Origin of the sequence: Bathymodiolus platifrons methanotrophic gill symbiont (genome assembly GCF_002189065.1) — a bacterium.
Classification (GTDB): Bacteria; Pseudomonadota; Gammaproteobacteria; order Methylococcales; family Methylomonadaceae; genus Methyloprofundus.
In genome coordinates this window covers 17,235-28,505 of record NZ_BDMN01000008.1, presented here as the reverse complement: position 1 = coordinate 28,505, position 11,271 = coordinate 17,235, and the positions used below count along the sequence as shown (strand labels likewise).

The 11,271-nt window shown below is 40.0% G+C and carries 11 protein-coding genes; 10 read left to right on the top strand and 1 reads right to left on the bottom strand.

The features are described from left to right. The first annotated feature begins 325 nt into the window (after window positions 1-325). The 8 genes from CDZ78_RS00455 (at window position 326) to CDZ78_RS00420 (ending at window position 7,773) form a co-directional block, all read left to right on the top strand. The gene (locus tag CDZ78_RS00455) at window positions 326-784 is read left to right on the top strand and encodes an SUF system Fe-S cluster assembly regulator (RefSeq protein ID WP_087868182.1); all 459 of its coding nucleotides are present in this window, start codon (window positions 326-328) and stop codon (window positions 782-784) included. A 9-nt stretch (window positions 785-793) separates the two neighbouring features. Beyond that, entirely contained in the window at window positions 794-2,242 is a 1,449-nt protein-coding gene (gene sufB / locus CDZ78_RS00450; protein WP_087868181.1) for a Fe-S cluster assembly protein SufB, read from the top strand. Between the two features lie 119 nt (window positions 2,243-2,361). After that, window positions 2,362-3,111 carry a Fe-S cluster assembly ATPase SufC gene (gene sufC / locus CDZ78_RS00445; protein WP_087868180.1) on the top strand — a complete coding sequence of 250 codons (750 nt, stop codon included), beginning with the start codon at window positions 2,362-2,364 and terminating at the stop codon, window positions 3,109-3,111. Next, a complete protein-coding gene (gene sufD / locus CDZ78_RS00440) occupies window positions 3,111-4,436 on the top strand; it encodes a Fe-S cluster assembly protein SufD (RefSeq protein WP_087868179.1) in 1,326 nt (441 codons plus the stop codon). Before sufC ends, sufD begins: the two co-directional genes overlap by 1 nt. Before the next feature lie 152 nt (window positions 4,437-4,588). Beyond that, window positions 4,589-5,812, top strand: coding sequence for a cysteine desulfurase (locus CDZ78_RS00435; protein WP_087868178.1), 1,224 nt, complete (start codon window positions 4,589-4,591; stop codon window positions 5,810-5,812). 186 nt (window positions 5,813-5,998) lie between these two features. Beyond that, window positions 5,999-6,451, top strand: coding sequence for a Fe-S cluster assembly sulfur transfer protein SufU (gene sufU, locus CDZ78_RS00430; protein ID WP_087868177.1), 453 nt, complete (start codon window positions 5,999-6,001; stop codon window positions 6,449-6,451). 220 nt (window positions 6,452-6,671) lie between these two features. Next, window positions 6,672-7,439, top strand: coding sequence for a class I SAM-dependent methyltransferase (locus tag CDZ78_RS00425; protein ID WP_087868176.1), 768 nt, complete (start codon window positions 6,672-6,674; stop codon window positions 7,437-7,439). A 13-nt stretch (window positions 7,440-7,452) separates the two neighbouring features. Further along, complete coding sequence (locus CDZ78_RS00420) at window positions 7,453-7,773, top strand: Rieske 2Fe-2S domain-containing protein (protein ID WP_087868175.1); 321 nt, start codon at window positions 7,453-7,455, stop codon at window positions 7,771-7,773. A 56-nt stretch (window positions 7,774-7,829) separates the two neighbouring features. On the opposite strand, the gene CDZ78_RS00415 is transcribed toward CDZ78_RS00420, so the two are convergent. Beyond that, window positions 7,830-8,216, bottom strand: a complete 387-nt coding sequence (locus CDZ78_RS00415) for a hypothetical protein (RefSeq protein WP_087868174.1) — start codon at window positions 8,214-8,216, stop codon at window positions 7,830-7,832. Between the two features lie 183 nt (window positions 8,217-8,399). Here CDZ78_RS00415 and prfB point away from each other — a divergent pair. Then, window positions 8,400-9,498, top strand: a protein-coding gene (gene prfB / locus CDZ78_RS00410; RefSeq protein WP_140413827.1) for a peptide chain release factor 2 whose coding sequence is annotated in 2 segments (ribosomal slippage) — window positions 8,400-8,474 and window positions 8,476-9,498 — 1,098 coding nt in all. Because the reading frame shifts where the segments join, the coding sequence is not laid out codon by codon here. Window positions 9,499-9,653: 155 nt separating this feature from the next. Further along, window positions 9,654-11,156: a lysine--tRNA ligase gene (lysS, locus tag CDZ78_RS00405; protein ID WP_087868172.1), complete on the top strand. Its 1,503-nt coding sequence runs from the start codon at window positions 9,654-9,656 to the stop codon at window positions 11,154-11,156. The last annotated feature ends 115 nt before the right edge of the window (window positions 11,157-11,271 follow it).

Below are 11,271 nucleotides of genomic sequence, written 5' to 3'. Positions count from 1 at the left end.
TATACTGAAGTTTCCCAATTATTGAGTAGCTGAAATACACAATGCTGGTGTATCGAGGTTTATTTTAGGTGGTTTTGCCATGTTTATAGCAAACCCCTACTTAATTCCCCTTAGGCAATAGCATTTGAAACGAATGAAAAGACTATTTTTTTCATATAGTTGTAGCATAGTTTTAATTTTACCATAAATAATTATTGGGAAACTTCAGCTATAGAAATAAGCATAGCCATTACTGGAATAGGTAAATAGAATCTAGAAATAATAACCTAGCTATTTACTATGGAATTAAATAGTACTAAAATAGTCCTAAATTGAAGGAGTGGACATGTTACGTCTAGGTAAAATGACTGATTATGCGACGGTTATCTTAACTTTTATGGCAAAAAATCAAACTCAGCTTTATGCGGCCCTTGAAATTTCGACTGCCACGGGAATTGCTTTACCCTCGGTAAGTAAGATTTTGAAGGTATTGCTTAAAGCCAAGGTATTAAGTTCGATTCGAGGGGCTAAAGGCGGATATGCCTTGGTACAGGCACCTGAGAAAATTACGGTTGCATCGGTGATTACTGCACTGGAAGGGCCAATTGCCTTAACCGAATGCAGTACACTGGAAAATAGTTGTCAGCAGGTTGCAGGCTGTCAAATTGGTAATAATTGGCGGGTAGTCAATCAGACTGTTCAGCGAGCTTTAGAATCGGTGACTTTAGCTGATATGTTACAACCCGTTAAGCCTCCTCAAGAAATTACTGTGCCAGTGGCCAGTTTGTATCATTTAAATAGTTAAAGAGCATTTATGTCTTCAAGCGCACAAGAAATCGAAAACCTGATTGGTCACAAATATAAAGAAGGATTTGTAACCGAACTGGAAGTGGATACTTTCCCACCTGGACTCGATGAGCAGGTGATTGCGAAACTTTCAGCGATTAAAGGTGAACCAGAATTTATGCTGGAATATCGTTTAAAAGCCTTTCGTCATTGGCAAACAATGAAGGAACCCAATTGGGCGCAGTTAAATATAGAGCCAATCGACTACCAGGCGATTAGCTATTATTCTGCTCCTAAAAAAGATTCAGACAAACCACAAAGTCTAGATGAAATAGACCCTGAATTACTAGAGACCTATAAAAAATTAGGTATACCATTAGATGAGCAGGAGCGTTTGGCGGGTGTTGCTGTCGATGCAGTGTTTGATAGTGTCTCGGTAGCTACAACGTTTAAAGGTAAGTTGAAAGATGCCGGGGTTATTTTTTGCCCTATTTCGGAAGCCTTGCAAGAATATCCTGAGTTAGTGCGACAATACTTAGGAACGGTGGTTCCCTCAGGTGATAATTTCTTTGCAGCGTTAAATGCAGCCGTTTTTACCGATGGTTCCTTTGTTTATATCCCCAAAGGTGTGCGTTGCCCGATGGAGTTGTCAACTTACTTTAGAATTAATGCTGCGAACACTGGGCAGTTTGAGCGTACTTTGATTATTGCTGATGAAGGTAGTCATGTAAGTTATCTCGAGGGTTGTACTGCACCAATGCGTGATGAAAACCAGTTACATGCGGCTGTAGTGGAATTGATTTTAATGGATGATGCGGAGATTAAATATTCCACGGTACAAAACTGGTATCCAGGCGATGAAAATGGTGTTGGTGGGATCTATAATTTTGTGACTAAGCGCGCTGAGTGTCGTGGTGCTAATTCGAAAGTGTCTTGGACTCAGGTTGAGACAGGTTCGGCAATTACCTGGAAATATCCTAGCTGTGTTTTATTGGGTGATAACTCTGTCGGTGAGTTTTATTCTGTTGCAGTCACAAATAATATGCAGCAAGCCGACACCGGAACTAAAATGATCCATATTGGTAAAAATACTCGGAGTACCATTATTTCAAAAGGTATTTCTGCTGGGCGATCGCAAAATACTTATCGTGGTTTGGTTAAAGTGGGTAAAGGTGCAACTAATGCACGTAACTATACTCAATGTGACTCTTTATTAGTAGGTGATCAATGTGGTGCGCATACTTTTCCTTATGTTGAAGTTAAACAGCCTTCGGCACAAGTTGAGCATGAAGCCACTACGTCTAAAATTAGCGAAGACCAATTGTTTTTCTGTCAGCAACGTGGCATATCTGCGGAAGATGCAGTTTCAATGATCGTTAATGGTTTTTGTAAAAGTGTATTCAAAGAATTACCCATGGAATTTGCAGTTGAGGCTCAGGCCTTATTAGGGTTAAGTTTAGAAGGTTCGGTTGGTTAAATGCACAACATCACCTACACAAAATAATTGCCCATTGTTGGGTTACGTTATCTGCGCTTCGCTTGATAAGCTAACCCAACCTTACGCAAATAAATTAAAAATATATCAGGTAATAATAAATGCTTAGCATAGAAAATCTTCATGTCAGTGTAGGTGATAAGCCTATTCTTAAAGGTCTTAGCCTGCAAATTAAAGCAGGTGAAGTTCACGCAATTATGGGGCCGAATGGCGCAGGTAAAAGTACCCTGTCACACGTTTTGTCAGGCAAGTCAGGATATACGGTGACATCAGGAACAGTTACTTATCAGGGTAATAACTTATTAGATCTGGAACCTGATGAAAGAGCACGTGAAGGTGTATTTTTAGCCTTCCAGTATCCTGTAGAAATCCCCGGGGTAAGCAATATTTATCTAATGAAAGCGGCTTTAAATGCAATTCGTAAGCATAAAGGGTTGGCTGAAGTCGATGCGATGGATTTTTTAACTTTAGTCAAAGATAAAGTTAAATTACTGGAAATGGATGAATCTTTTTTATATCGCTCGGTAAATGAAGGTTTTTCGGGTGGTGAGAAAAAACGTAATGAGATCTTGCAGGCTGCAATTTTAGAGCCGAGTTTATGTATTCTGGATGAAACGGATTCAGGGCTGGATATTGATGCTCTGAAAGTTGTTGCGGCCGGTGTTGATTCTTTACGAGCAGCTGACCGCTCTTTTTTAATGATTACTCATTATCAGCGACTTTTAGATTATATTAAACCCGATATTGTTCATGTTTTAGCGGATGGAAGAATTGTTAAATTAGGTGGTCCTGAACTTGCTTTGGAATTGGAAGCAAAGGGTTATCACTGGGTAGAAGAGCAGGTTGCTTAATGAGTGCTGAACAAATCATCAGTCAGTATCCCGCTGAATATAAGAAAATTGCAGATGCTTTACCAGGTCAATCTATTGCCTGGCTAGCATTATTAAGACAGGATTCCGTGCAGCAATTTTCAGCGCATGGTTTTCCCTCATTAAGAGAGGAAGAGTGGCGTTATACGAATGTTTCTGCCATAGAGAAAAAGCTATTTTCACCCGCGAGTAGTTCCGAAATCGGCGCGATAGAAATAGATAGTCTTAATCAGTATTTAATACAGGATGCCTGGTCTGTGGTGCTGGTTGATGGGCATTTTTCTGCGTCTTTATCTAAACTTGATGGTATACCAGAAATAGTCACGGTCATGAGTATGAGCGCGGCTTTAGAGCAATGTGCTGATTTACTGGAAAAATACTTTTCTCAATCAGTTGACTCTAAAGAGCATGGCTTTGTTGCCTTTAATACAGCCTGGTTTAGTGATGGGCTTTTTATTCATGTCCCTGCTAAACAGGTATTAGCTAAACCTATACAAATCTTGCATGTGGTTACACAAGCTGGTTTTATGGCCAATACCCGGGATATTATTGCTCTGGAAGAATCAGCCGAGGTAACGGTAGTTGAAACTTTTGTAGGTTGTGATGAAGCCTATTGTTCTGCTGCGATTATGGAAGTTTCACTGGCTCAGAACGCTGACTTGACTTTATATAAACTGCAAATGGAAGGTGAAAAGGCTTACCATTTTGGCGGAATCTATGTTAAACAGGATAGAGATAGCCGTTTTACGCATCATAATTTTGCCTTTGGTGGACTGTTAGCGCGCAATGATATTCATACAGACCTGGGTCAGGCATCAGAATGTGACTTAAATGGCTTGTATTTAGGTGTTAAGCGCCAGCATATTGATAACCACACGCGCATTAATCATTTGCAGCCCCATGCAATAAGCCATGAGCTGTATAAAGGTGTGTTAAATCAGCGTGCAAAAGGTGTTTTTCAGGGGCGGGTATTGGTTGCAGAACAGGCACAAAAAACCGATTCGATGATGAATAACCGTAACCTGTTACTCTCGGATGATGCTGAAGCCGATACAAAGCCGCAACTGGAAATTTATGCGGATGATGTAAAATGTGCGCATGGTGTTACTGTTGGGCAGTTAGATGAGCAATCTATTTTCTATTTACAGTCGCGTTGTGTGGATAAGCAAACCGCAAGGAATATGCTGACTTTTGCTTTTGCCAATGAAATGGTTGAAAAGATCAAGCTGCCAGAGTTACATGATATGGTGCTAGCGCAACTATTACAGCGCTTTCCTCAGGCAGGTATACAGCAAGATTGGCTTTAAGCCCAAATTAACACGTATATATGTAGGTTGGATTAGCTTATCTAGCGTAGCGCAGATAACGTTATCCGACACATAGCATTTAATTGTCGGATAACGTTTTTTAATGCTGCGCAATAAAAAAGCTAATCCAACCTACAAACACTAGAAACAATATGACAACATTCCCCATCGAAAAAATCCGTGCTGATTTTCCTATTTTACAAGAGAAAATACGTAATAAACCTTTAGTCTATCTGGATAATGCTGCGAGTTGCCAAAAACCACAACAGGTGATTGATAGCATTGTGCATTGCTATAGTCATGAATATGCCAATGTACACCGTGGTGTGCATACTTTAAGCGTAAAGGCGACAGATCGTTATGAAGGAGCGCGGGAAAAGGTTAAAGATTTTATTAATGCGCAAAGTACTAAAGAAATTATTTTTGTCAGAGGTGCAACCGAGGCGATTAATTTAATTGCACAAACCTTTGGCAAGACTAATATTAAAGCAGGTGATGAGATTCTTATTACTGCTATGGAGCATCATTCCAATATTGTTCCCTGGCAGATGCTATGTGCAGAAACAGGTGCCGTTTTAAAAGTTGCACCGATTAACTTGCAAGGTGAATTAATTTATGCCGAATTTGAGAAGTTAATTACTGATAAAACAAAACTGATTGCTGTTGTGCATATGTCCAATGCATTAGGTACAATTAATCCAGTTGAAAAAATTATTGCCGCCGCGAAAGCAAAGAATATCCCTGTATTATTGGATGGAGCGCAGGCTATTCCACATATGTCAGTTGATGTACAGGCATTAGATTGTGATTTTTATGTTTTCTCTGGGCATAAATTGTATGCTCCCTCGGGTATTGGGGTGTTATATGGCAAACAATCTTTACTAGAAGCCATGCCTCCGTATCAAGGTGGAGGAGATATGATTCGTAAAGTGACATTTGAGGAAACTGAATATAATGTCTTACCTTATAAATTTGAAGCGGGTACACCGAATATAGCTGATGTGATTGGCCTAGGTGCAGCGATAGATTATCTTAATGATATAGGCATGGATAATATTGCTGCTTATGAAGCTGAGTTGCTAGACTATGCGACAGAAAAAGCAAAGCAGATTAAAGGGCTACGATTGATAGGAGAAGCGCAGGAAAAAGGTGCCATCCTATCATTTGTTCTGGATAAAATTCACCCACATGATATAGGTACCATGCTGGATAGTCTGGGTATTGCTATACGTGCTGGGCATCATTGTGCGATGCCGGTCATGGACTTCTTTGAGGTTCCTGCGACAGCAAGAGCCTCGTTTGCCATGTACAATACCAAAGAAGAGATTGATGTTTTAATGCAGGGTATTGAGTCGTTAATAGAAATTTTTGGTTAATATACTTAGGAATGAGAATTCAATAACACCCGAGTCAAAATCCTACGCCATACTTTCGGATAGTCTTAACCCCTCATTCCTTATAATCTTCGCTTCCATGTTTTGCGTTATCGAACGCGGAGCGTTCCTGAATGAATTCCCATGCAGAACGTGGGAATTAGAAGTTACAAATAAATAGAGAAATACATGTTTGATGATTTACGCGACCTCTATCAGGAGGTTATTTTTGACCATAATAGAAATCCACGTAACTTCCATGTGATGGAAGATGCTGACCGAAAAGTAGAAGGCTTTAACCCGTTGTGTGGCGACCGTTTAACCTTATATTTAAAAATGGATGGCGATAAAATTACTGATGCGAGCTTTCAAGGATCTGGCTGTGCTATTTCGACGGCCTCTGTTTCGTTAATGACTGAAATTGTCAAAGGAAAAACAGAAGCTGAAGCTGAAGAATTATTTAAGCAGTTTCATGAAATGACGACTGGTAAAGAGGAAGAGGTTAATCTGGAAGCTATTGGTAAATTAGCGGTGTTGGCCGGCGTGCGCGAATATCCGGCTAGGGTGAAATGTGCAACTTTAGCCTGGCATACTTTAGATGCTGCTTTAAAAAATGAGCAAGAATCTATTTCTACTGAATAAGTTCGTTGTTGTATTGTTTATCCTAGAAAAATCAGTTGCTCACGGTTTCTAGCACAAGCTTTTGATTCCACAGCACTTCAAAAAAAATCCCACTTAACCTATGGGTGAAGTGGGATTTTTTTAAAACACTATAAATTCGCATTCAACTAATTTTGCTAGGTTTATGCTTTGTTCAATATTAGCGGACTAAAGTCTGCTTTACGTTTTGAGTTCCAGGATTATGCGCGACTATATAGGTAAGTTAGCTGTTTTACATAGCGAGCAATCTGATTTAGTTTTATCTCAAGCGTTATCAGTGCGTTTAGCTGTGCCACTTTATCATTCAGTTGATAAGTTTACACCTGAAGATTTTTTTTTAAGCTGGCGCGATGGATGTTTAAAGCTTTTAGATAAAGAGTTGCTTAAAAAAGGTGGTTTAATGGTTGAAATTGAACCTAGGCAGGGAGAGCAGCGTTCCTGGCCGGCACCGAAGGAAGGCGCATTAGCCCAAGCGATCGGGCGAAAAACCAAAACAGTCGTCGATGCGACAACTGGCTGGGGGCAAGATAGCTTACATATTTTTCGTATGGGTTATGACTTAAGCTGCATTGAACGTTCGCCTGTGATGCTAGAGTTACTTGCAGATGCATTTTTGCGTTTAGAGCGTGTCGACTGGGTGCAAAGATTAGGCTTGTCGGCTCCAAAATTGATGGCTGGTAACGCTATTGATATTTTACCGCAATTAACATTCAGCCCGGATTGTATCTATATCGATCCAATGTTTCCAGCTAAACGCAAAAAATCAGCTTTGCCCAAAAAGTCGATGTTAATATTACGTGATTTACTGGGTGATGATATGGATAGAGAGGCATTATTCGAGGTAGCATTACAGACAACGGCAAAAAAAGTTGTGGTTAAAAGTCCAGATTATGCTTTGCCTATTGGGGGAAAGCCAGCGGAAAGTTTTAAAAGTAAGCTACTTAGATATGATGTTTATATAAAAAATTAATTAAGAGGAAAATATGTCTGAGTGGGTTGATGTGGTGGCGGAAGATGCTCTAGCTGTGGGTGAGCATATTGTTGTTGATGTGGATGGAATTGATGTCGTTGTTTTTAAATTAGAAGATGGTTTCTTTGCGTTAGAAGATATGTGTACGCATGATGGAGCAGAAATTGCCAGTGGTGAGTTTGTGGGAGATGAAATTATTTGTCCGCGACACGGTGCCAGGTTTTGCATTAGGACAGGTGCGGTAAAGAGTGCACCAGCGTATGAGGATATAGCGAGTCTGGAAGTTAAGCTAGATGCTGGTCGTGTAAAGGTGCGTGATTCGCGATGGGATTAGTCTAGAGATTAAAAGTAACAGGGTAGTATTGCTACCCTGTTATTTCGATACTATTTTTATAGTAGAGCGTGTAGTGCTTTGTAACGTTTTTCTGCTTCTAATAAATGTGAGTCAGCAGGCTGAAGTGCTGATTGTTTAACTTCTTTTATAGCTAAATTCAGGAATTTAGCTGCTTTCTGACGGTGTCTATCAACAAGATCATTGGCATTAATTTCCTTATTCAATCTTTTTGCGTCTTTGATAAGTTTAATTATGCTTTGAGAATCAGCACCGTTATCAATCGCATGTCTAGCTTCCATGATTTTATTAACAACATTATCAATTGCTACATCTGGTTCAAAGCATGTTCTGCCATCTTCACACTCAGCTAAAGCTGCAGTAGAGAAAGCACCCATAGAAGCGCCAAGGCAAACAGACAGTAAAAATGGTTTTAAAAATTTCATGTAACCCTCATATTGTTTTAGTTATGTAACGTGAGGCTTGTGAAAACCTACACATTCGAGCTTATTCTAGCATAAGCAAGAAAAACAACAATGGAATAATTTGGCAATCCAAAGGAAAGGCTTAATGGTATATAATGTTCAAATTATTTTAAATAGTCAGAAGTCAGGAAAATCTATAGAAAAATGCAAGAAATAAATCCTATTACTTATAAAATTACTGATTTAAAAAAGCGTACTGATGCTCTTCGGGGGTATCTTTGACTACGATGTTAAAAATGAGCGTCTAGTCGAAGTCCTAATGGAATTAGAAAATCCTGAAATATGGAATAACCCGCAGCAAGCACAAGCATTAGGAAAAGAAAGAGGTTTACTAGAAACGATAGTCAACACAGTCAATGATCTGGATGCAGGTTTAGCTGATGCGGAAGAGTTGCTGGGAATGGCTGTTGAGGAAGCAGATGAAGAGACGGTAGATACCGTTATTGATGACCTAAGTGTGTTTGAAGAGAAAGTTGCTGGTTTAGAATTTCGGCGTATGTTTGCGGGTGAAATGGATGCTAATCATGCGTTTCTGGATATTCACTCTGGGTCTGGAGGGACGGAAGCTCAGGACTGGGCTGCCATGATTGAGCGTATGTATTTACGCTGGGGCGAACGAAAAGGCTTTAAAACCGAGCTTATTGAAGAGTCGCAGGGAGAAGTTGCCGGAATTAAAAGTGCTACGATTAAATTTGAAGGTGATTATGCTTTTGGTTGGTTGCGCACTGAAACAGGCGTACATCGCCTGGTTAGAAAGTCGCCCTTTGATTCAGGAAATCGTAGGCATACTTCGTTTGCTTCTGTGTTTGTTTCGCCAGAGGTGGATGATGATATTGAAATTGATATCAATCCCGCGGATTTGCGCATTGATGTTTATCGTGCCAGTGGGGCAGGTGGGCAGCATGTCAATAAAACAGAGTCGGCAGTGCGAATTACGCATATACCTACGAATACTGTTGCGCAATGTCAGAATGATAGGTCGCAACACAAAAATAAAGACACTGCGATGAAGCAGTTGAAATCTAGGTTATATGAGTTAGAGTTACGTAAACGTACTGAGTCACAACAAGCAGTAGAAGATAGTAAGTCTGATATAGGTTGGGGCAGTCAGATTCGGTCTTATGTATTAGACCAGTCAAGGATTAAGGATTTACGTACTAATGTTGAAACTGGAAATACGCAGGCAGTACTGGATGGTGATTTAGATCAGTTTATCGAAGCAAGATTAAAGAGTGGCTTGTAAAAATTTCCAGATGTTTCTTGTCGCGGAAAAATAATATCAGGAATGCATATAAATGTAGGGCAAAGCGTAGCAAGCCCATTTTTCAAGCATCATGGGTGCCTTGGACCTTTTAAAATCCTGTAACATAAAAAACAAATCAATTAAATAACACAAAAATGGCAGAAATAGAACACGACGAACAAGAACAGATTACACAGCGCCGTTCAAAATTAAAAGCTTTACGTGAAAATGGGGGAATTGCTTTCCCAACAGATTTTCGCCGTAATGTGGTCGCTGGTGAACTAATTGCTGAGTATAACTCTAAAACCAAGGAAGAATTAGAAGCTGAGCCTGTGCGAGTCAAATTAGCAGGCCGGTTAATGACACGTAGAATAATGGGTAAAGCAAGTTTTGCGCATATTCAGGATATGTCTGGAAAAATACAGCTTTATGTTACGCGCGATACTCTAGCTGAAGGCTTTTATAATGAGCAATTCAAGAAGTGGGATATAGGCGATATTCTCGGTGTTGAAGGTGTTTTATTTAAAACCAAGGTGGGTGAGTTGAGTGTTAAGGTTGATGATATACGCTTATTGACCAAATCTTTGCGCCCTTTGCCTGAGAAATTTCACGGTATTGCTGATCAGGAGATTAAATACAGACAGCGTTATCTGGATTTAATTATGAGTGAGCAATCACGTAATACTTTTTTGATGCGTTCAAAAATTGTTGCTTATATTCGCCAGTTTCTCATTGAAAGAAAGTTTCTTGAAGTTGAAACGCCAATGATGCAGACCATACCAGGTGGAGCGACGGCGCGTCCTTTTGAAACATTTCATAATGCATTGGATATAGGAATGTATTTACGAATTGCACCTGAACTTTATTTAAAACGCCTGGTTGTGGGTGGTTTTGAGAGGGTGTTTGAAATTAATCGAAATTTCCGTAATGAAGGTTTATCAACACGGCATAATCCAGAATTTACCATGCTGGAATTTTATCAGGCTTATGCGGAATACGGTGAGTTAATGGATCTAACTGAGGCGATGTTAAAAGGGCTTGCAGAGGATGTGGTGGGTAATGCGGTAGTTTGCTATCAAGGTGAAAATTATGACTTCGGCAAACCTTTTGAGCGTATGACAGTATTTGATTCGATTTTACATTTTAATCCTGACCTGAAGCCAGCTGATATCGATAATCGTGAGGCGGCAGTAAAAGTCGCTGATAATTTAGGTATCCCAGTTAAAGAGGGTTATGGGCTGGGTAAGGTGCAGATAGAAATCTTTGAGAAAACTGTTGAAAGCCGCCTAATGAATCCAACGTTTATTACGGCTTACCCAGTTGAAGTATCTCCTTTGGCGCGGCGAAATGATGAGAACCCTCATGTTACAGATCGTTTTGAATTCTTTGTTGGTGGTCGGGAAATAGCCAATGGTTTTACTGAATTAAATGATTCAGAGGATCAGGCAGAGCGATTTATGCAACAGGTACAGGAAAAAGAAGCAGGTGATGATGAGGCGATGCATTTTGATGCGGACTATATTACTGCTTTAGAGCATGGAATGCCGCCAACAGCAGGCGAAGGGATTGGGATTGATCGCCTGGTTATGTTGTTTACCGATGCCCCTTCTATACGGGATGTCTTATTATTTCCACATATGCGCCCTAAGAAGCCATAGTAGTTTAGGCGCCTGGAAATAAATAAGCGTTCAAGTGTGGACAGGATTTTTGTTTGTCGTTAGTACTGCGCATAGCTGGCTAGGTAACTAGCTATCGTGCTGATGACGGATAAAA

Bases quoted from the DNA above. Each gene is read 5' to 3' on its own strand.
- CDZ78_RS00455 (WP_087868182.1), top strand. From the start codon at position 326: ATGTTACGTCTAGGTAAAATGACTGATTATGCGACGGTTATCTTAACT.
- sufB (WP_087868181.1), top strand. From the start codon at position 794: ATGTCTTCAAGCGCACAAGAAATCGAAAACCTGATTGGTCACAAATAT.
- sufC (WP_087868180.1), top strand. From the start codon at position 2,362: ATGCTTAGCATAGAAAATCTTCATGTCAGTGTAGGTGATAAGCCTATT.
- sufD (WP_087868179.1), top strand. From the start codon at position 3,111: ATGAGTGCTGAACAAATCATCAGTCAGTATCCCGCTGAATATAAGAAA.
- CDZ78_RS00435 (WP_087868178.1), top strand. From the start codon at position 4,589: ATGACAACATTCCCCATCGAAAAAATCCGTGCTGATTTTCCTATTTTA.
- sufU (WP_087868177.1), top strand. From the start codon at position 5,999: ATGTTTGATGATTTACGCGACCTCTATCAGGAGGTTATTTTTGACCAT.
- CDZ78_RS00425 (WP_087868176.1), top strand. From the start codon at position 6,672: ATGCGCGACTATATAGGTAAGTTAGCTGTTTTACATAGCGAGCAATCT.
- CDZ78_RS00420 (WP_087868175.1), top strand. From the start codon at position 7,453: ATGTCTGAGTGGGTTGATGTGGTGGCGGAAGATGCTCTAGCTGTGGGT.
- CDZ78_RS00415 (WP_087868174.1), bottom strand. From the start codon at position 8,216: ATGAAATTTTTAAAACCATTTTTACTGTCTGTTTGCCTTGGCGCTTCT.
- lysS (WP_087868172.1), top strand. From the start codon at position 9,654: ATGGCAGAAATAGAACACGACGAACAAGAACAGATTACACAGCGCCGT.